Annotated in this window: 15 protein-coding genes; 6 read left to right on the top strand and 9 right to left on the bottom strand. The window is 66.4% G+C overall.

Going from position 1 to position 20,870, the window contains the following annotated elements; genetic code table 11:
* Nucleotides 1-131 precede the first annotated feature (131 nt).
* Nucleotides 132-1,397 (top strand): aminotransferase class V-fold PLP-dependent enzyme, encoded by a 1,266-nt coding sequence (locus tag JOD97_RS00570; RefSeq protein ID WP_209712701.1) that lies wholly within the window; start codon nucleotides 132-134, stop codon nucleotides 1,395-1,397.
* Between the two features lie 145 nt (nucleotides 1,398-1,542).
* Nucleotides 1,543-2,400, top strand: coding sequence for a transposase (locus JOD97_RS00565; RefSeq protein ID WP_209712700.1), 858 nt, complete (start codon nucleotides 1,543-1,545; stop codon nucleotides 2,398-2,400).
* Between the two features lie 40 nt (nucleotides 2,401-2,440).
* Here JOD97_RS00565 and JOD97_RS00560 read toward each other — a convergent pair whose 3' ends face one another.
* Both JOD97_RS00560 and JOD97_RS00555 read right to left on the bottom strand, forming a co-directional pair.
* Nucleotides 2,441-4,675: a xanthine dehydrogenase family protein molybdopterin-binding subunit gene (locus JOD97_RS00560; protein WP_209712699.1), complete on the bottom strand. Its 2,235-nt coding sequence runs from the start codon at nucleotides 4,673-4,675 to the stop codon at nucleotides 2,441-2,443.
* Between the two features lie 10 nt (nucleotides 4,676-4,685).
* On the bottom strand, nucleotides 4,686-5,159 hold the full coding sequence (locus JOD97_RS00555) for a (2Fe-2S)-binding protein (protein WP_209712698.1): 474 nt from the start codon (nucleotides 5,157-5,159) through the stop codon (nucleotides 4,686-4,688).
* A 290-nt stretch (nucleotides 5,160-5,449) separates the two neighbouring features.
* On the opposite strand from JOD97_RS00555, the gene JOD97_RS00550 reads away from it, so the two are divergent.
* Together JOD97_RS00550 and JOD97_RS00545 are read left to right on the top strand one after the other, a co-directional pair.
* A complete protein-coding gene (locus JOD97_RS00550; protein WP_209712697.1) occupies nucleotides 5,450-6,535 on the top strand; it encodes a porin in 1,086 nt (361 codons plus the stop codon).
* 46 nt (nucleotides 6,536-6,581) lie between these two features.
* Nucleotides 6,582-8,165 (top strand): DUF6351 family protein, encoded by a 1,584-nt coding sequence (locus JOD97_RS00545; protein ID WP_209712696.1) that lies wholly within the window; start codon nucleotides 6,582-6,584, stop codon nucleotides 8,163-8,165.
* A 64-nt stretch (nucleotides 8,166-8,229) separates the two neighbouring features.
* Here the strand turns inward: JOD97_RS00545 and JOD97_RS00540 are convergent, their stop codons facing one another.
* Genes JOD97_RS00540 through JOD97_RS00525 form a run of 4 tightly spaced genes read right to left on the bottom strand, consistent with a single transcriptional unit; the run spans nucleotide 8,230 to nucleotide 12,572 of the window.
* On the bottom strand, nucleotides 8,230-8,937 hold the full coding sequence (locus JOD97_RS00540; RefSeq protein ID WP_209712695.1) for a Crp/Fnr family transcriptional regulator: 708 nt from the start codon (nucleotides 8,935-8,937) through the stop codon (nucleotides 8,230-8,232).
* A gap of 22 nt (nucleotides 8,938-8,959) precedes the next feature.
* On the bottom strand, nucleotides 8,960-9,628 hold the full coding sequence (locus tag JOD97_RS00535; RefSeq protein WP_209712694.1) for a glutathione S-transferase family protein: 669 nt from the start codon (nucleotides 9,626-9,628) through the stop codon (nucleotides 8,960-8,962).
* A 32-nt stretch (nucleotides 9,629-9,660) separates the two neighbouring features.
* A complete protein-coding gene (locus tag JOD97_RS00530; RefSeq protein WP_209712693.1) occupies nucleotides 9,661-11,340 on the bottom strand; it encodes an AMP-binding protein in 1,680 nt (559 codons plus the stop codon).
* A gap of 23 nt (nucleotides 11,341-11,363) precedes the next feature.
* Nucleotides 11,364-12,572, bottom strand: coding sequence for an ABC transporter substrate-binding protein (locus JOD97_RS00525; protein WP_209712692.1), 1,209 nt, complete (start codon nucleotides 12,570-12,572; stop codon nucleotides 11,364-11,366).
* 328 nt (nucleotides 12,573-12,900) lie between these two features.
* Here JOD97_RS00525 and JOD97_RS00520 point away from each other — a divergent pair, with 328 nt between their 5' ends.
* Nucleotides 12,901-13,362, top strand: a complete 462-nt coding sequence (locus JOD97_RS00520) for a cache domain-containing protein (RefSeq protein ID WP_209712691.1) — start codon at nucleotides 12,901-12,903, stop codon at nucleotides 13,360-13,362.
* A gap of 109 nt (nucleotides 13,363-13,471) precedes the next feature.
* On the opposite strand, the gene JOD97_RS00515 is transcribed toward JOD97_RS00520, so the two are convergent.
* Nucleotides 13,472-15,094: a methyl-accepting chemotaxis protein gene (locus JOD97_RS00515; protein ID WP_209712690.1), complete on the bottom strand. Its 1,623-nt coding sequence runs from the start codon at nucleotides 15,092-15,094 to the stop codon at nucleotides 13,472-13,474.
* A 332-nt stretch (nucleotides 15,095-15,426) separates the two neighbouring features.
* Here JOD97_RS00515 and JOD97_RS00510 point away from each other — a divergent pair, with 332 nt between their 5' ends.
* Entirely contained in the window at nucleotides 15,427-16,344 is a 918-nt protein-coding gene (locus JOD97_RS00510; RefSeq protein ID WP_209712689.1) for a DUF535 family protein, read from the top strand.
* Here JOD97_RS00510 and JOD97_RS00505 read toward each other — a convergent pair.
* A complete protein-coding gene (locus JOD97_RS00505; RefSeq protein WP_209712688.1) occupies nucleotides 16,335-17,714 on the bottom strand; it encodes an efflux transporter outer membrane subunit in 1,380 nt (459 codons plus the stop codon). The two genes, JOD97_RS00510 and JOD97_RS00505, sit on opposite strands and share 10 nt — an antisense overlap.
* Before the next feature lies 1 nt (nucleotide 17,715).
* The gene (locus JOD97_RS00500; protein WP_209712687.1) at nucleotides 17,716-20,868 is read right to left on the bottom strand and encodes a multidrug efflux RND transporter permease subunit; all 3,153 of its coding nucleotides are present in this window, start codon (nucleotides 20,866-20,868) and stop codon (nucleotides 17,716-17,718) included.
* Nucleotides 20,869-20,870: the final 2 nt, after the last annotated feature.

The raw sequence follows: 20,870 nt of genomic DNA, 5'->3' as shown, positions 1-20,870 counted from the left end.
ATCGCAAGTGACCTGCGCAATGGGTTTGTGACAGTCCGGATCAAGGCGCTACAGAACGGTCGTGGGCGCCAGCCAGACGGAAGGCGCCGCGGCGGTACAATGACGTGACGCCACCACCGACGGAGATCCCCATGACCGACCCGCTGACCCGCCGCGCCTTCCTGCACGGCACCGCCGTGGCGGCGCTGGCCGCCTCCCAAGAGCTCTACGCCCAGCCGGCCGCCGCCGACGATGAATCGCACTGGCGCGCCGTGGCCGCGCATTACGACGTCAGCGCCGACTTCGTCAACCTGGAGAACGCCTACTACGGCATCATGGGCAGGCCGGTCGCGGACGACTTCAAGCGCAACATCGACACCCTCAACCGCGACAACTCGCGCCTGCTGCGCCAGAGCTTCGACGGCGACGGCACCGAGGCGATCCGCCTGCGACTGGCGCGGCACCTGGGCGTGCCGGTCGACGAGATCGCCCTCACGCGCGGCGCCACCGAATCGCTGCAAAACCTGATCTCCAACTACCGGCCGCTGCGCAAGGGCGACACCGCCGTGTACGGCGACCTCGATTACGACGCCATGCAATACGCGATGAACGACCTGGCCGAGCGGCGCGGCGCGCGCGTGGCCATCGTCCGGGTGCCGGAGCCGGCCACGCGCCAGGGCGTGCTGGACGCCTACGAGCGGACGCTGCGGGCCAACCCGCGCGCGCGGCTGTTGCTGCTGACGCACATCAGCCACCGCACCGGCCTGGTGTTTCCGGTCGCCGACATCACCCGCATGGCCAAGCGGCGCGGGGTCGACGTCATCGTCGATGTCGCGCAATCGTGGGGACAGCTGGACTACCGCCTGCCGGACTTGCAGGCCGATTTCGTCGGCGGCAACCTGCATAAATGGATAGGCGCGCCGCTGGGGTTGGGGTTCATCCACATCCGCAAGGAGCGGCTGGCCGACATCGGCGTCCACCTGGGCGACCGCGACTACGAGCGCGACGACATCCGCTCGCGCGTGCACTCGGGCACGCTCAACTCGGCGGCCGTCATGACGATCCCGGCGGCGCTGCGGCTGCACGAGGAGATCGGCACCGCCGCCAAGGGCGCGCGGCTGCGCTATCTACGCGACTACTGGGTGGGCCGGGTGCGGCCGCTCGGCAACGTCGACATCCTCACGCCGGACGTGGACGGCATGTATGGCACGGTAACGTCGTTCCGGCTGCGCGGACAAGGCACGCGCGAGCAGAACGTCGCGCTGGCGCGGCGTCTGATGGACCAGTTCGGCATCTTCACCGTGGCGCGCCACGGGCCGGTGGGCGGCAGCTGCGTGCGCGTAACGCCGGCGCTGTTCACGCAGCCGGCGCAGTTGGACCATCTGGTGGCGGCGCTCCGGCAAATCGCCGCCGGCTAGATGCTCACGGGGGGTCAAGTCTAACATTCATACATGACCTCGGTCTGCTGACGTATCGGAGGGAGGTATTATTGAATCGAGCGATAACTACTTCTCTTCTGCGTTCGATCAGCGCGTCGCCGTGATCGCCTGTTAGATTGAGCGAATGGCCAGACCACTCAGACTAGAATTTCCCGGCGCTCTCTATCACGTCACTTGCCGCGGCAACCGACGCGAAAATATCTTTCGCGACAGAACAGATCGTCTTGCGTGGTTTGTCGAAGCTGAACGCATGTGTCAACGATTTCATTTTGTGGTCCATGCGTTTTGCCTGATGACGAACCACTTTCACCTGCTCATCGAGACGCCCGAAGGAAATCTTGGTCAAGGCATGCGTTTGCTAAATAGCGCTTACTCGCAACACTTCAATCGTCGCCACGACCTGGTCGGGCATGTGATGCAAGGCCGCTACCACGCCGTTTTGGTACAAAAGGAGAGCTATTTACTCGAACTGGCGCGTTACATTGTCTTGAATCCCGTCCGCGCTGGTATCGTGGATGCGCCGGAGAAATGGGAATGGAGCAGCTACCGCTATATGATGAGCGAGTCAGCACCGTCCTGGCTGACGATTGATTGGCTGCTGGCCAGCTTTGGCCCCGACTATCCGACCGCTAAGGACGCCTATCGAAACTTTGTGATGGCGGGAATCAACGCGGAAAGTCCGCTAAAGAATGTCTGCTTTCAATCTATTCTTGGCGACGATTCATTTATCGCGGAACACCGGAAATCCGCCGAGCTGGTATCCGCGGAGATCGTCAGAACGCAAAGGCGCGCGCTCGCGATGTCGCTTGAAGAGTATAGCTCGAAATATTCACCACGCGATGTGGCGATGGCGCAGGCTTATCGATCAACGGTGTTTTCCATGAATCAAATCGCCGCGCATTTTGGCGTGTCTGTCCAAACAGTGAGCCGTGCGGTCGCGGCAATGGAAAAAAAAGGCCGTGAGGAATCGCGTGAGGGATGAGGCCGTGTATGAATGTTAGACTTGACCCCCACGCATTCACTCAAGCCAGCTTGAACGGCATGTCGCGCAGCGGCTTGCCGGTCAGGCGGGCGATCGCGTTGGCGAACGCCGGCGCCAGCGGCGGCAGGCCCGGCTCGCCGATGCCGGTCGGCGCTTCGGCGCTCGGCACGATATGCACATCGATGGCCGGCGCGTTGGTCATGCGCGCAACCGTGAAGTCGCTGAAATTGCTTTGCTCGACGACGCCGTCCTTGAACGTGATCGCCGCGCCAGGCAAGCACATCGACAAGCCCATGACCGCCCCGCCCTGCACCTGCGCCTCGATGCTGCGCGGGTTGACCGCCAGGTTGCAGTGCACGCCGGCGGTGACCCGGTGCAGCACCGGTTCGCCGTCCTTGACCGACGCCTCCACCACATAGGCCACCACGCTGTCGAACGATTCATGCACCGCCACGCCCCAGGCCCTGCCGGCCGCCAGGCGCCACTTGCCGTAGCCGCTCTTGTCGACCGCCAGTTGCAGCGCTTCGCGGTGGCGCGCGTGCTTGGCGCCGAGCAGGCGCATGCGGTAGGCCACCGGGTCCTGCTTGGTCATGCGCGCGATCTCGTCGACCAGCGTTTCCATGACGAACGCGGTGTGGTTGGAGCCCACGCTGCGCCACCAGAGCACCGGCACGTTCAGCTTGGGATGGTGCACGGTCAGCCGCATCGGGAACGGATAGGGATCGCGCATGCCTTCGGTGGCGGTGCCGTCGATGCCGTTCTTGACCTGGTACGGTTCGAACGGCGAGCCGGCCGTGATCGATTGGCCGACGATCGCGTGGTCCCAGGCCAGCACGTTGCCATCGGCGTCGAAGCCGATGTGCGCGCGGTGCAGGTGCATCGGGCGGTAGTAGCCGCCGTGCATATCGTCCTCGCGGCTCCACACGGTGCGGATCGGCGCGGCCACGCCGGCAGCGCGGGCGGCCTTGGCGATCTGGCAGCCTTCCACCACGAAGTCGCTGCTCGGCGTGGCGCGCCGGCCGAAGCCGCCGCCGGCGACCGCCACGTTCATCGTGATCTTGTCCTGCTTGAGGCCCAGCACGCGCGCGGCGGCGGCGCTGTCGAGGCCTGGCATCTGCGTGCCGACCCACAGCTGGGCGGCGCCGTCGTCGAGCTTGACGGTGCAGTTCAACGGTTCCATCGGCGCGTGCGCCAGATAAGGGAACACGAAGTCCGCCTTGATCGTCAGCGGCGCGCCGGCCAGCGGCGCCATGTCGGCATCGAACTTGCGCGCGCCGGGCTGGCCGGCCAGTTCCCGGTATTGGGCCAGTTGCTTTTCGCTGTCGACCTTTTCGACGTCGCCCGTGTTCCATTCCAGTTTCAAGGCGTCGCGGCCGCGCTTGGCGGACCAGTAGCCGTCGGCCACCACGGCCACGCCCTCGGCGCCCCGGTCGAGCGGCACGCGCAGCACGGCGCGCACGCCCTTGACGGCGCGCGCGGCGCCGTCGTCGACCGACTTGAGGCGGGCGCCAAACACCGGCGGCCGCGCCACCACCGCCGTCAGTTGGCCTTCCAGCCGGGTGTCGATGCCGAACGCCTGCCTGCCGCTGCTCTTGGCCTTGGCGTCGATGCGGCCCGTCGCGTGGCCGATGATGCGGAAGTCCTTGGGGTCCTTCAACGCCACCTTTTGCGGCACCGGCAGCGCGGCCGCGGCCTGCGCCAGTTCGCCGTAGCCGAGCTGGCGTCCGCCCGGGCCCAGCACCTTGCCGGAACGGGTCTGCAAGGTCGCAACGTCCACGTTCCAGCGCTGCGCGGCCGCCGTCAGCAGCATGGCGCGGGCGCGCGCGCCCAGTTCGCGGTATTGCGTGTAACTGTGCTTGATCGCGCCGGAGCCACCGGTCAGGTGGATGCCGAACACCGGGTCGATATAGGCCGGGTCGTCGCTGCCGAGCCGGCTGGTGACGAGCGCCCAATCGGCGTCGAGCTCCTCGGCCAGGATCATCGGCAGCCCGGTTTGCACGCCCTGGCCGAATTCGAGGCGGTTGATGGTGACGGTGACGACGCCGTCGGGCGCGATGCGGACGAAGGCCAGCGGCTGCTCGGTCGGCTTGAGCGCGGTCTCGGCCCCGCCCTGCGCCAGCGCCAGGCCCGGGAACGCCCCCAGCGCCAGGCCGGACAAGCCGGCCATTTTGAGGAAGGCGCGGCGCGGCGGACTGGCCATCGCCGGGCCCTGGTCGCGCTCGAGCATGTTTTGCAGCGCGCGCGGCATTTCCTTGGGATTGAAATTGGTCAGCATGATGGTTCCTTTAGGCGAGAGTGCGGGCAGCGTCGGCGACGGCGGCGCGGATGCGGTCGTACGTGCCGCAACGGCAAATATTGCCGGCCATGGCGGACTCGATCTCGGCGCCGGTCGGCTTTTTCCCGCGCGGCAGCGACTTGAGGAAGGCGATCGCGCTCATGATCTGGCCGCTCTGGCAGTAGCCGCACTGGGCCACGTCGTGCTTGACCCAAGCCGCGTGCACGGCCTTGCCGACGCGGTCGTGCCCGTCGGTGGCGGCTTCGATGGTGGTGATCTGCTTGCCTTCGGCGGCGGAGACCGGCGTGACGCACGAGCGTATCGCCTGGCCGTCGAGGTGGACGGTGCAAGCGCCGCACAATGCCGCGCCGCAGCCGAACTTGGTGCCCGTCAGTCCCAGCGTGTCGCGCAGCGCCCACAGGATCGGCGTGTCGCCATCGACATCGATGGCGCGCGGGCTGCCGTTGACATTGAGTGTGCTCATGGTATGTGTATCTCCAGTGAAAGGTTATCTAGCGGGAGTATGACGTCGACCACCTGGAAAACGCTTGCCATTTCCTACGGATATCTTGCCTAAACCAATGGACATGGAGTTCTACAACGTCTCCGGCGGCGGCGTGTTGTCACGCATCGATAAAAAATCGGCATTGTCCTCAGCATGACAAAGTTGGCGACGGATCTCGCATACGCTGGAAAAACCGGCCTGAACGCGATCCGCGGGCCGCCGCGCATGAACCTCGGATCGGCACCATCTTTCATCAATGGACAAATAAAATGAAAAAAATATTGGAGACACTGACATTGCTGGGCGTAGTCGGAACCGTGGCCGGCGCGCAGGCGCAATCGTCGGTCGCCGTCTACGGCACCTTGGACACCGGGATCGCCAAGGTCACGGGGGCAACGGCGCAAGTGGCCAAGCGCGACAATAACAAACTGGGCTTTCGCGGCGTCGAGGATCTGGGCAACGGCCTGAAGGCGCTGTTTCAGCTGGAAATCCGCTTCGAGCCGGACACCGGCACCGTCGAATCGGGCTCGCGTCCGCTGTTCCAGGGCCAGAGCCGGGTCGGCCTGCAGGGCGATTTCGGCACCGTGCGGCTGGGGCGCGGCCTGACCGCGTACCAGGAGTCGAGCATTCCGTTCGAGCCGTGGAACGGCCTGCCGACGGTGGTGGCGGGCTCGCCCGGCGGCGCCATCGGTCCCGGCTTCCAGTCCGACCTGCACGTGGCCGGCTACACCAGCGATCCGCTGGGGCCGGCGGGCAACTCGCGCAACCGCATCTCGAACGCCGTGTTCTACAACTCGCCGCTGTTCAACGGCTTCCAGCTCAACCTCACGGTCGGCGCCAAGGAGGCCAACGGCAATCCGGCCATCATCGGACGCGGCACCGCGCTGGCGCCGCAGTACCCCGCCAACAGCGTGCCGTCGGCCACGCCCTACTCGGCCAGCGCGACCTACACGCTGGGCCGCTTCGGCGCGATGGCCGCCTACGAGCGCAACGGCGTCGAGACCAAGATCTGGGCCGTGGCCGCCTCCTTCCGTCCCATTCCCGACCTGAAACTGATGGGCTCCTACCAAAAGCAGGACCAGAGCCACACGCTGGCCGCCAACCCCGACACCAAAGCCTGGCTGTTGGGCGCCAATTACAACGTGGGCGTCGGAAAGATATTGCTGGGCTACGGCCAGAAGGCCCCGGACGGCTCGCCGCGCATCAAGCAGGCGTCGCTCGGCTATGAACACAACCTGTCCGCACGCACCTATCTCTACGCCGATCTCTCGAACAAGAAAACGCCGCCGCTGACCAGCCCGAACGCGCTGGGCAGCTACAACTACTACGGCGTGGGCGTGCACCACAATTTCTGATCCGGATCCACCTGGCGATTCAATATAAAAAAACAGGAGACATCGAATGACACAGTACATCAAGGCTTTCCTCACCCCGGCCGCCGCTTGCGCCTCGTTGCTGTTGGCTGGCTGTGGCGGCAGCGACGGCGCGGCCATCGCCCCCGACATGCGCCAGAACACGGCCCAGCAAGCATGCGACGCGCTCAAAGGCAAGGCCATCAGCGGCGCCACGATCGGCTCCGCGACCCTGGTGGCGGCGGCCTCGCCGACGCCGGCCTATTGCAAGATTACGGCGAAGATCGACCCCAGCCTGAATTTCGAACTGCGCCTGCCGGACAGCTGGAACGGCAAACTGTATTACGGCGGTGGCGGCGGATACAACGGCGCCATCCCGGATGCAAGCGGCTTCAACCTCGCCGCCCTGCGGCAAGGCTATGCGACGGTCAACAGCGACTCCGGCCACCAAGGCTCGCCGGTGGACGCCTCGTTCGCGCTCAACGATCCGAACGCCGCGCAGCTATTCGGCAGCCTGTCGATTCCGACGGTGATGTCGTCGGCGCTCGACATGGTCAAGGCCGCGTATGGGGCGGCGCCGAAGCACGCTTATTTCGAGGGCTGTTCGAACGGCGGGCGCGAGGCGCTGATGACGGCGCAGCGCTACCCGAACCTGTTCGACGGCATCATCGCGCGCGCGCCGGCCTACAACTGGGTCGGCTTCATGGGCGCGTTCAACCGGACGGCGGTGGCGTTGGCGGCGCCGGGCGGGCAATTCACCAACGCCAAACTGGCCTTGCTGGCGCGGTCGGTGCGCGAAGCCTGCGACGGCAAGGACGGCATCGTCGACGGCATGGTCTCCAATCCCGCCGCTTGCAGCGCCAGCGATTTCAGCCCGGCGTCGCTGCGTTGTGCCGGCGGCACCGATAACGGCGATTCATGCCTGTCCGACGCGCAGCTCGCCGTGGTCGAATCGTGGACCACGCCGGCCGTCTTCAGCGGCAGTCCGACCTATCGCAACGCCGGCTGGCAATTGAGCGGCAACGAGGACGATCCGGGCGCCTGGCCGGCGTGGGTGACGGGAGGCGGCAACGTCCAGGGGGCCTTGCAGTTCCTGTTCCAGGACACGACGGTGAAGAATTATCTGGCGCGCAGTCCGAGTGCCAATTCGCTGACGTATGGGGCGTTCGATCAAAACCAGAATGCGCTCTATGCGCTGGAGGCGCTCAACTCGGCCACCAGCACCGACCTGCGTCCGTTTAAAAACAGCGGGGGCAAGCTGATTTTGTGGCATGGCACCAACGACGCGGCGTTGAGCTACAAGTCGACGACCGAGTATTACCTGGGCTTGCAGACGCGCTTTGGAAGTCCGGCGGCGGTGGCGGAGTTTGCGCAGTTTTATCTGGCGCCGGCGGTGGATCATTGCGCCGGTGGGCCCGGGGCGGATACCAGCGATTTGCTGACCGCGCTGGATAACTGGGTCGACAAGAATACCGCGCCGGGGACGCTGGTCGCTTCCAGATTCGCGGTGGATGGCAAGGCGGAGTTGAGTAGGCCGCTTTGCCCATATCCGCAGTATCCGCGCTATACGGGGCCGGCCAACGATGCGCAGGCGGGTAAGCTGGCCGTTAATTTCACCTGTACGCAGCCTTGAGGTGATATGCGTGCGTTTCGACGGCGCATGCATTGGCGGATTACGGCGTTCCGCCTAATCCGCCCTACGTGTCTCCAGATCGATCATGCGCCTCGGAGGCGAAGGCGCGCAGCGCTTCGATGTCGAGTATGCGGATCGAGCCATAGCTGGCCTGCAGCAGCCTGGCGTCCTCCAGCCGGTGCAGCGCGCGGTTCACCAGCTGACGCGATACCCCGGCCAGCAACGCGATTTCTTCCTGCGATATCCGCAGCATGGCCGCCGTGCCCGGATACAGCTCCGCGTTGAACAGCTCGGCCAGGCAGTGCGCGACGTGCCTTTCCGGACCGGACGAACGGAAATGCTCCACGCGAATCACAAACTGCGCCAGCCGCGCGTTGAGCTGCTCGATCAGGAAGCGATTGAACGGCAGGCTGCAGCCCAGCAGCCAGTGGAAGGTCGCGGCGGGCACCTGCGCCAGGTGGCTCGCGCGCAGCGCCACCACGTCGTAGGGACGGATCTCATTTTTCAACACCGAACCCTCGCCGAACCAGCCCCCCGTCGGTATGCCGATCAACGACGTCGTCCGCCCATCCCGCGTGACGTTCGAGACCTTCACCAGGCCCTCGACCACGCCATACCAGTATTCGGCGCGCACGCCACGGTGGCAGACCGTCCGGCCGCCTTCCGCCATCAACTCGGATGTGTCACCGAGTACCCGCCCGAGCTGCTCCGCCGTCAAATTGCGGCCCCACAAGGAGGAAGCTATGAATTCTTTGATCTGCTCACTCGCCATCTTCTACGTTCCAGGTTTCTGCCTACGGCGACCGCAATGGAGCGGGAACGGTATCGACGCCCTGCGCCTCGGCCGCGACAAGCTCCGCGACACGCGCCCTGCCGTACCCGTCCCGCTGCTTCAACTGCTGCCAATAATACCTTACCGACGGCGGAAACTCCGGCTCGAGCCCCAGATACTCGGCCAGCAACAGCGCGTACCCCACGGAGATGTCGGCCATCGTGAAGCGGCCGGCGCAAATGCCCTCCCGCCCGGCCAGCAACGGCTCCAGCGTCCGCAACCTGCCGAGGAACCAGCGCCGGTAGTCGGCCACCGCCTGCGGCAGGCGGCGCTCGGGCGTCTCGAGCCGGTCGTAGCGCAGCACGATGGTTTGCGGGAACGTCAGCGTGGCTTCGCCGAAGTGCAGCCAGTTGAGGAAGGCGCCGTAATCCGGCTCCTCCACATCGACGATCAGGGGCGAAGGGCCGTACCTGGCGCCCAGGTAGTGGCAGATCGCGACCGATTCGGTCATGCGCACGTCGCCGTCGCACAGCAGCGGCACCGTGCCGAGCGGATTGAGCTGGAGATAGTTCTTGTCGATCACCCTGGGCGGAAAGGCGAGCATTTTCAACTCATAGTTCAGCGACAGTTCCTCCAGCGCCCACAAGGGCCTGAACGATCGCGCGGCGACACAATGGTACAAACTGATCATTCCGGATCACTCCCTCGGCCAGGAACGCGGCCTCAAACGCCCAGCCCGAGGTCGCCGGTGATTTGCTCGCGCAACAGGTACTTCTGGATTTTTCCGGTCACCGTCATCGGGAAGGCGTCCACGAACACGACGTAGCGCGGCACCTTGTAGTGGGCGATCTGTCCCTGGCAGAAGGCGCGGATGTCGTCGGCGTCGGCCTGCATGCCCGGGCGCAGGATCACGCAGGCGCACAGCTCCTCGCCGTATTTTCGGTCCGGCACGCCCACGCATTGCACGTCCCGCACCTTGGGGTGCCGGTACAGGAATTCCTCCACCTCGCGCGGGTAGATGTTCTCGCCGCCGCGGATGACCATGTCCTTCGAGCGGCCGACGATGGTGGCGTAGCCCTGCTCGTCGATGACGGCCAGGTCGCCGGTGTGCATCCAGCGCGCATCGTCGATGGTCTCGCGGGTGCGCTCGTCGTCGCCCCAGTAGCCGAGCATGACCGAGTAGCCGCGCGTGAGCAGCTCGCCCTTGACGCCGCGCGGCACGATGCGGCCGGCGCCGTCGACGATCTTGACCTCCAGATGCGGGTGCACGCGGCCGATGGTGGCCACGCGCAGCGCCACCGGGTCGTCGACCGAGCTTTGGAAACTGACCGGCGAGGTCTCGGTCATGCCGTAGGCGATGGTGATCTCGCTCATGTGCATGGTGCCGATGACGCGGCTCATGACCTCCTCCGGGCACGGCGAGCCGGCCATGATGCCGGTGCGCAGCGTCGACAGGTCGTAGTCGCCGAACTCCGGATGGTCGAGCATGGCGATGAACATTGTCGGCACGCCGTGCAGCGCCGTGCAGCGTTCTGCTTGCACCGCCTCCAGCACCGCCTTGGGCTCGAAGCTCTCGCCCGGGAAGACCATGGCGGCGCCGTGCGTGACGCAGGCCAGATTGCCAAGCACCATGCCGAAGCAGTGGTACAGCGGCACCGGGATGCACAGCCGGTCGTCGCCGCCCAAGCGCATCGCCTCGCCGATGAAGAAGCCGTTGTTGAGGATGTTGTGGTGGGTCAGCGTCGCGCCCTTGGGCGCGCCCGTGGTGCCCGAGGTGAACTGGATGTTGACCGGGTCGTCGAACTGCAGCCCCGCCTCGACCCGCGCCAGCTGCGCGAGCTGTTCGGCGCTGGGCTCGGCCAGCAGCTCGCCGAAGTTGTACATGCCGGCGGTGCGTTCGTCGCCGAGCCGGATCACGTGGCGCAGATGCGGCAGCAGTTCGGAGTGCAAGCCGCCCGGCCTGGCGTGGTGGATGGCCGGCACCACGTCGCGCACGATGGCGATGTAGTCGCTCGACTTGAACGCCGGCGCCAGGATCAGCGCGCTGCACTGCACCTTGTCGAGCACATACTCGAGCTCCGAGCGCCGGTAGGCCGGATTGATGTTCACCATGATCAACCCGGCCCGGGCGGTGGCGAACTGCACCAGCACCCACTCGGCGCAGTTCTGCGACCAGATGCCGACCCGGTCGCCCGGCGACAGGCCGAGCTTGAGCAGCCCGGCGGCCACGCGGGTGACGCGCTGGTCGAACTCGCGGTAGCTCCAGCGCACGTTTTGATGGGGAACGACGACCGCGTCGCTGTCGCCGTGGCGCGCCGCGATCGAGGCAAGATAGGGGCCGATCGTCACCCCGATGAGCGGCACGTCGTGGGCGCCGTGCACATAACTTAATTGTTCCTGCATAGAACTCTCCATATGGCCGGGGCCTATTTTTTGACCAGCGCGCAACCGGACTGCGCCAACGGCCTGAACGCCTCGTTGGCGGGGATCACGTCCACCACCCTGTAGTAGTCCCAGGGCGACTTCGACTCGGCCGGTTTCTTCACTTGCAGCAGCAGCATGTCGTGCACCATCCGGCCGTCGGCGCGCAAGGTGCCCTTGGGGATGATAACGTCATTGACGGGCAGCTCGCGCATTTTCGTCATGACGGCGGCCGTGTCGTCCGTGCCGGCCGCCTTGACCGCCTTCAAATAGTGGGTCACGGCCGAATACATGCCGGCCTGCGCCATCGTCGGCATCTTCTTTTGGATCGCGAAGAAGCGCCGCGACCAGGCGCGCGTGCCATCGTTGTAGTCCCAATAAAAGCCCTCGGTCAGGTACATGTCCTGCGCGTATTTCAGGCCGATGGCGTGAACGTCGCTGATGAACATCAACAGCGGCGCCACCACCACGCCCTTGGTGGCGATGCCGAACTCGCCGGCCTGCTTGACGGCGTTGACGGCGTCGCCGCCGGCGTTAGCCAGGCCGATGACCTTGGCCTTCGAGGCCTGCGCCTGCATCAGGAAGGAGGAAAAATCGTTGCTGTTCAACGGATGCCGGGCCGCGCCGAGCACCTTGCCGCCGGCGGCCGTGACGACGTCGGAGACGTCCTTTTCCAGCGACTTGCCGAACGCGTAGTCGGCGGTGAGGAAGTACCAGCTGTCGCCGCCGCGCTTGAGCAGCGCCTTGCCGGTGCCGACCGAACTGGAATAGGTGTCGTACATCCAGTGCACGCTGGTGGCCGTGCACTTCTCGTTGGAGATGACGCTCGAGGCCGAGCCGACGACGATGGCGAGCTTGTTTTTTTGCGCCGCGATGTCCATCACCGCCAGCGCGGCGTTGGTCGGCACCAGGTCCATCAACACGTCGACGTGCTGCTGGTCGATCCATTCGCGCGCCCTGGAGGCGGCCACGTCGGCCTTGTTGTGGCTGTCGGCGGTGAGCAGTTCGATCGGCTTGCCCAGCACGGTCTTGCCGAAGTCCTCGATGGCCATGCGCGCGGCGGCGATCGAGCCCTGGCCGGACAGGTCCGAATACAGGCCGGACAGATCGGTGATGACGCCGATTTTCACCGCGTCGTTGCTGACCTGGGCGGTGGCGCCGGCCATGACCGCGGTGAGCATGGCGGCGGCCAGCGACAGCTGCGTAAGCTTCATATGTTTTGTCTCCGTTATGTTTTCTTATCTGAAACACATTTTTTGACGTTTACGTAAGCGTAAGTCAAACCCTAGCGTAGCATCGCTGTCGGAGCGCAATTGTCGGGCCCGTGACAATTGGGCGGTTTTTTAGCCCGCCGCTATTCGTGCGCGCGTCTGTTGTCTTGTCGCAACATCGCGCCGGCCACGGCGCCGATTGTCCGCGCAATGACACTTCCGGCCGCGCGGACGGGCTACGATGGGATCAGCGTTCAACACCGGCCCCGCCGCGTGGGCGCCGGCACCAATCGAAGACGATCAACACAGACGACCTTTCCGGGAGACGAAAATGAAACAATTGCTCAAATCGATGTCCGTCGCGGCCTGCGTGCTGGCCCTCCATGTTCCGGGCTGGGCGGCCGACGGCCGCGGCACGGCCGCCGAGGCGACCGCGATGGTCCAGCGCGCCGTCGAGTATCTGAAAGCGAACGGGCCGGCGAAGGCGTACGCCGCGTTCAACGATCAGGCCGGCCAGTTCAAGGACCGCGACCTGTATGTGTTCGTCATCGATTTCAACGGCAAGGTGCAGGCCCACGGCGCCAATGCCAAACTGATCGGCAAGGATTTAATGAACCTGAAGGACGCCGACGACAAGTTCTTCATGAAGGAGATGATCGACACCGCCAAAACCAAGGGCAAGGGCTGGATCGATTACAAATGGCCGAATCCGGTGAGCAAGGCGATCGAATCGAAATCGACGTATTTCGAGAAAGTCGACGACACGCTGGTCGGCTGCGGCGTCTACAAATAAGCCCCCGCCGGATGCCGGGTGTGCCGGCGGCTAGACCGGGAGGCGCTCTCGTACGCGCATGCGGGCGCCGCCGGTCGGGGGTTGACCGGCAAGCATCCCGCGCGAAGGGCTAGGCCGACGCCAGCCGCAGCGACCGGTGGCCGGCGGCCTTCGCCACCGGTGCCGCCGGCGCGGCCGGGCGGTCGGCGTCGAGTTTGAACACGCTGACCAGTTCGGCCAGCGAGACGGCCTGGTTTTGCAGCGATTCGGCGGCGGCCGCCGCCTCCTCCACCAGCGCGGCGTTTTGCTGGGTGACGGCGTCCATTTCGGTGATGGCCTGGTTGACCTGCTCGATGCCGGTGTTCTGCTCCTGGGTGGCGACGGCGATGCCAGACATGATGTCGGTCACGCGTTTGACGCTGGCGACGATCTCGTCCATCGTGGTGCCGGCCTGGTTGACCAGCTGGCTGCCCATCTCCACCTTTTCGACCGAGTCGCCGATCAGCGCCTTGATCTCCTTGGCGGCCGAGGCCGAACGCTGGGCCAGGTTGCGCACCTCGGTGGCGACCACCGCGAAGCCACGGCCCTGCTCGCCCGCGCGCGCCGCCTCGACGGCCGCGTTCAACGCCAGGATGTTGGTCTGGAAGGCGATGCCGTCGATGACGCCGATGATGTCGACGATCTTGCGCGACGAATCGGTGATCGAGCCCATGGTGTCGATCACGCGCGCCACGACCGCGCCGCCCTTGACCGCCACGTCCGAGGCGGAGACGGCCATCTGGTTGGCGTGGCGGGCGTTGTCGCCGTTCTCGCGCACGGTGCTGGTGATCTCCTCCATCGACGAGGCGGTCTCCTCCAGCGCGCCGGCTTGCTGCTCGGTGCGCGAGGACAGGTCCTGGTTGCCGCTGGCGATCTGGGTCGACGCGGTGGCGATGGTGTCGGTGCCGGCGCGCACCTGGCCGACGATGTTCTTCAGGCTGTCGTTCATCTCCTTCAGGGCCAGCAGCAACTGGCCCGTCTCATCCTTGGCGCAGGTGTCGAAACGGGTGCGCAAATCGCCGCCGGCGACGGTTTTGGCCACCTCCAGCGCGCGGCGCAAAGGCAGCACGATCGACCGCGTCAAGAAGTGGGCGGTGACCAGGGCCAGCAGCGTGGCCACCACCGACAGCGCGATCATCCACGTGCTGGCGCGGTCGGCCATCTGGTTGGCTTCCTCGGCGAATTGATCCATCCCCTTGACCTGGGTCTGGGCGAACGCCTCGATCGCGCCCAGATAAACGGTTTGCGGCGGAATGATTTCCTTGAGCATGTAATCGTGGGCGGCGTCGGCCTGTTTCGATTTGATCAGCTCGATCAAACGGTGTTCGTGGTCCTGGAAGGTGGCGCGCGCCGCCACCAGCGCCTGCAGCGCCGCCTTGCCCTGCTCGCTGTGGATGATCGTTTGCAGCTGGTCGAGCGCCTTGCCGATGATCGGTGCCGAATCGCTGATCTTGGCCAGTTCGCGCACCGAGATGTCGTCGTCCATGGCGATCAGCGCGGTGCGCAGCGCCCTGGCCTGCCGGTTGACCTCGTTTTCGATCGTGTGCGCCAATGCAACCTTGACGTAGCGGTCATGCACGATGATCTCGGTGTCGGCGTCGATGGCGTGGATGCGGTTGAGACCGAAAACCGCCAGCGCGATCAGCAGCGTGATCAACAGGGCGAAGCCACAATTGAGGCGGGTGCCGATCTTGAGGTTCTGGAGTGCGTTCATGTTGTGCCTCGTCGGAGAGGTTGGCTGCGGGATCTTGCTGCGGCTATGGGAAGCCGGCGGGTGCGTGGCCGGTGGTGCGCGTCCACGGGAACGAAACCGGTGGGACGCGCTTGCAAGTGTATGACAGCAATTTCTATGAAGCAAGTCGATTCATATAGATTCAGTCGGCTGTTGTTTCTTGGCCTACGGTTGTGGCGTGGCGCACATCGCGGCCGAGGCCGCCCAGGCTGTCGGAAGAGATTTCATCCCTCCACCGTTTCTCCACACATCGCCCATCAAAGGTTCGCATGGTGGACGTACTCTGCCGAACTTTATCGTCGGTAGAGACAAACATGATGACCAATTATTCTTCGCCTATCACCCTGCGCTCGGGGGCGCACGGGGGCACGCCGCTGGCCCGGCTGCGTGAACTGATCAAGCTGGCGCTTCGAAGCGTGATCCATCCCCACGCCACCCATGGATGGCTGGGTTTGCTCAATTCCGACCCCATGTTTCGCGAACTGGTGGCCGCCAGGCCCCGCCTGGTCGGCAAGGCGTTTCGGCCCTATCTTTCCACCACGCTCAACAGCGCACAGCGCACCTCCGTGCTCATCGGCCACTACCATTCGATCCTGCGCCAGGGTTGGGGGCCGCTGGTCTTGCAGGCGGCGCGCACGGGTGTCGAGCTGGGCAACGTGGCGGGCAAATCCGGCGTCCCGTTCAGGGTGGTGCTGCGCGCCATCGAACCGATGGAGCGCGAGGGCGAACTGACGTTGCAGCTATGGCATGGCGAGGCGCTGGTGTATTCCTGCGCGTTTTCCTTCCTTCAGGGTATGGCCGGCACTGAAATCGGCATCGGCTGCCTGCAGGGCCCCAAGAACGACGCCGGTTTGTCGCTGGTGCGCGAGGCAACGCGCCAGTTGCATGGCTTGCGTCCGAAAAGTTTGCTCATCAAGCTGATTTCGGCGATGGGCCGCCACTTCGGTTGCGCCGGCATGCGGCTGGTTGGCAACCGCAACCGGACGGTCCGCAGCGCATTGAGGGAGGGCAAGGTATACGCCGACTACGACGCCTTCTGGCGCGAATGCGGCGCCCAGCCGCGCGAGGACGGCGACTATCACCTGCCCTGCGCCGCGCTGGCGCCGCCTGACCTGCTGGCCATGGCATCGAGCAAGCGCTCCAGCGCGCGCCGGCGGCATGAAACGCTGCGTCAATTGATCTGCGCCGTCTCCGCCACGCTGGACCGGGCCGCCGACCGGCCCTACCGATAACCCCCGCCCAAGGCTTTATACAAGGCTGTCGTGGCGCGCAACTGGTCGCGCCGCAACTCCAGCAGCACCAGCCGCGCCCCATACGCGCTGCGCTGGGCGTCGAGCAACTGCAGGCGGCCGTCCTGGCCGGCGCGGTAGCGCAGGTCGGACAGCTCCCGCACCCGCTCCGCGCTGGCGACAGTCCGCAGTTGCGCCGCGATCTGCTGGCCGTAGGTCGCGCGCGCCGCCAGGCCGTCGGCCACCTCCCTGAACGCCGTTTGAACGACGCGCTCGTAGTCCGCCACGGCCGCGCTGTTGCGTATCCTGGCCAGGTCCAGCTCGGCCCGCAAGCGGCCGCCCTGGAACAGCGGCTGCGTGATTTGCGGGCTGAAGCTCCAGGTCCGCCGGGCGCCGTCGAACAGCGTTGCCAGCGACGGGCTGGCGAAACCCAGCGAGGCGGTCAGCGAGATCTGCGGGAAAAACGCCGCGCGGGCGGCGTCGATGTCGGCGTTGCTCGCCCGCAGCGCCTGTTCGGCCTGCAGGATATCGGGGCGGCGCGTCAACAGGTCGGACGGCAGGCCCGCCGGCAACGCGGCCGGCAGCGCCTGCGTTTCCAGCGGCACGGCGTCGGCCAGGTCGGCCGGCACGGCCGTGCCGACCAACAGCTCGAGCGCGTTGCGCGCCTGCGCCACGGCGCGCCGGCGCGCCTCCAGGTCGGCTTCGGCGGTGGCGACCTGCCCCTCCGCCTGCGCGATATCGAGCCCGCTGTTCTGGCGCGCCTGCTGCAACAGGCGCGCGATCCGCAGCGACGCGCGCCAGTCTGCCAGCGTGCTGGCGGTCAGTTGCAGCTGCTGGCTCGCCAGCAGCTCGGCAAAATAGGCGTCGGCGACCGCGCCGACCAGCGCGATGTGCGCCGCCCGCCGCCCCTCCTCGCTGGCCAGATAGCGGGCGAACGCCGCCTCCGACTGCGCGCGCACCCGGCCGAACAGGTCGATTTCGAAGGCGCTCAGGCCGATGCCGGCGCTGTCTTGTTGCTGCACGCCGCTGGTGGCGCCGCCGGCGTCGGCCGGCACGCGCTGGCGCGTCATGCCGCCGCTGGCCGACACCGACGGCAGGCGGGCCGCGCCGGCGAGCCGCAACTGCGCCCGCACCGCCTCGACATTCAAGGTGGCGATGCGCAGGTCGCGGTTGTTCTCCAGCGACAGTTCGATCAGGCGCCGCAGCCGCGCGTCGGTGAAGATTTGACGCCAGCCGAGGTCGGCGCCATTGGCGGCCTCGACGACGGCGTCGTCGTAGCGGGCCGGCAGCGGCGCGGCCGGGCGCTGCAGCGGCGGCACCAGCGTACAGGCCGACAGCGACAGCAGCAGGCCGGGTAAAACCAGGTATTTCATATCAATCCTTGTCAGTGGTAACAGCCGGGACGGCCGGCGGCGCGCCGCGGCCGGCGAAGCGGCGCCCCAGCGCCTCCGCAATCCCCAGCACGACCACGAAAAACACCGGCACCAGCAACACGGCCAGCACGGTGGCGCTGATCATGCCGCCGAACACGCCGGTGCCGATGGCGTGCTGGGTCTCGGCGCTGGCGCCGGTGGCCAGCATCAGCGGCACCACGCCCAGGCCGAACGCCAGCGACGTCATCAGAATCGGGCGCAGCCGCAGCCGGGCCGCCTCGATGGCCGACTCGGCCAGTCCCTTGCCCTCGGCGTGCAACTGCTTGGCGAATTCGACGATCAGAATCGCGTTCTTGGCCGACAAGCCGATGATGGTGATCATGCCCACCTTGAAGAACACGTCGTTGTTCATGTCGCGCAACAGCACGGCCGCCACCGCGCCGACCAGGCCGAGCGGCACGACCAGCATCACCGACAGCGGGATGGCCCAGCTTTCATACAGCGCCGCCAGCACCAGGAACACCACCAGCATCGACAGCGCCATCAGCATCGGCGCCTGCGCGGCCGAGCCGCGCTCCTGCAGCGACTGCCCGCTCCATTCGACCGCGAAGCCCGGCGGCAATTGCGCCGCCAGCCGCTCCATCTCGGCCATCGCGGCGCCCGACGAGGCACCCGGCGCGGCGGCGCCGGTGATGCGCAGCGACGGATAGCCCTGGTAGCGCAGCAGCTGCTGCGGCGCCGTGGTCCACACCGGCGTGACGACCTCGGACAGCGCGACCATGCCGCCGCCGGCGTTGCGCACGTACAGTTTGAGCACGTCGTCGACCTGCATGCGCGCCGCCGCGTCGGCCTGGATGATGACCTGCTGCACGCGGCCGTTGTTGACGAAGTCGTTCACATAGGTCGAGCCCATGGCGGCGGTCAAGGTCTCGCCGATGGCGGTGAAGGACACCCCCAGCGCCTCGGCCTTCTGGCGGTCGATGTCGAGCCGCACGCTGGCGCCGGACGGCAGGCCGTCGGCATACACGCCGGTCACCAGGGCGCTGTGCGCGGCCAGTTCCAGCAGCTTGTCCTGCGCCGCCACCAGCGCCGCATGGCCCTGGTTGGCGCGGTCCTGCAGCCGCAGCGCGAAGCCGGACGAATTGCCCAGCTCGTCGATCGCGGGCGGCATGACGCTGTAGGCGCTGCCTTCATTGATGCGGCCCATCGCCTCCGCCGCCATGGCCACCTCCTCGGCCGCGCTGGCGCCGTCGCGCCGGTCCCAGTCCTTGAGCATGGTGAAGGCCATGGCCGAGTTGGCACCGGAGCCGGAGAAGCTGAAGCCGAGAATCGACTGGTTGTTCTCGATGCCGGGGCGCTGGGCCAGATGCCGCTCGAAGTGCTGGACCACGTCCAGCGTGCGCCCGGTGGTGGCGTCGGCCGGCAGCTGGATCGAGGTGATGAAGTAGCCCTGGTCCTCCTCCGGCATGAACGACGACGGCAGGTTGGCGAACCCGAACGCCAGCGCGCCGACGATCGCGGCGAACAGCAGCATGGCGCGCCCGCTGCGCCGGACCAGCTTGACCACCCAGCCCTCGTAGCCGGCCGTCATGCGCTCGAAACCCCGATTGAACCAGCCGAAGAAGCGGCCCTTGGCGGCGTGCTCGCCGGGCGCGACCGGCTTGAGCAGCGTCGCGCACAGCGCCGGCGTCAGCGTCAGCGCCAGCAGCGCCGAGAACAGGATCGCCACCACCATCGACAGCGTGAACTGGCGGTAGATGATGCCCACCGAGCCGCCGGCGAGCGCCATCGGGATGAACACCGCCGTCAGCACCAGCGTGATGCCGACCACGGCGCCGGTGATCTCCCGCATCGCCTTGGAGGTGGCCTCCTTCGGCGGCAGGCCCTCGGTGGCCATGATGCGCTCGACGTTCTCGACCACCACGATGGCGTCGTCGACGATGATGCCGATCGCCAGCACCAGGCCGAACATGGTCAGCACGTTGATCGAGTAGCCGGCCGCCAGCATCACGGCTAAGGTGCCGAGCAAGGCGATCGGCGCGACGATGGCCGGGATCAAGGTGTAGCGCACCTTCTGCAAAAACAGGTACATCACCAGGAACACCAGCGCCATCGCCTCGATCAAGGTGTGGACGACCTTTTCGATGGAGATCTTGACGAACGGCGCGGTGTCGAACGGCACCGAGTAGCGCATGCCGGCCGGCAGCGACGGCGCCAGCTCGGCCATGCGCGCGCGCACCGCGTCGGCGGTCCTGACGGCGTTGGCGCCGGGCGACAGGATCACGGCCGCGCCGGTGGCGACCATGCCGTTCTCGCGCGTGGCGTTGCCGTAGCCTTGCGCGCCCAGCTCGACGCGGGCGACGTCGCCCAGCGTGACCTTGGAACCGTCGGCGCGGGCGCGCAGCACGATCGCGGCGAACTGGCGCGGATCGGGCAGTTGGCCGTCGACCGTCAGCGGCACCGTCACGCGCTGGCCGTCGAGGGTGGGCTCGGCGCCCACGCGGCCCGGCGCGACCTGCACGTTCTGCGCGGCGACGGCCGCGTTCAGGTCGCCCATCGACAAGCCGTAGGACACCAGCTTGGCCGGGTCGGCCCAGATGCGCATGGCGCGCTCGGCGCCGAACAGCTGGATCTTGCCGACGCCGTCGATGCGGCGCAATTCCTCGACGATGTTGCGCGCCATGTAGTCGCCCAGGTCAACGTCGTCGAACTTGCCATCCCTGGAATTGAGGCCGACGATCATCAGGAAACCGGACGACGCCGATTCGACCGTCAGGCCGTTCTGGCGCACCGTCTGCGGCAGGCGCGCCTCGACCGTCTTGATGCGGTTTTGCACGTCGACCTGGGCCAGCTCGGGATCGGTGCCGGGTTTGAAGGTGATCGTGATCGACGCCGAACCGGAGGTATCGGTCGACGATTCGAAGTACAGCAAATTCTTGACGCTGGACAGCTCGCGCTCGATCACGCCGACCACCGTGTCGTTCATGGTCTGCGGCGACGCGCCCGCGTAGCTGGCACTGATGGTCACGCTCGGCGGCGCCACCGACGGAAAGCGCGCGATCGGCAATTGCGGAATCGCGATCAGGCCGAGCAGGATGATGAACAGCGCCACCACCCAGGCGAACACCGGGCGGTTGATAAAAAACTGGGGCATGG

The organism is Duganella sp. 1411 (assembly GCF_017833525.1).
GTDB lineage: Bacteria > Pseudomonadota > Gammaproteobacteria > Burkholderiales > Burkholderiaceae_D > Rugamonas.
This window is presented reverse-complemented; position numbering and strand designations above follow the sequence as displayed.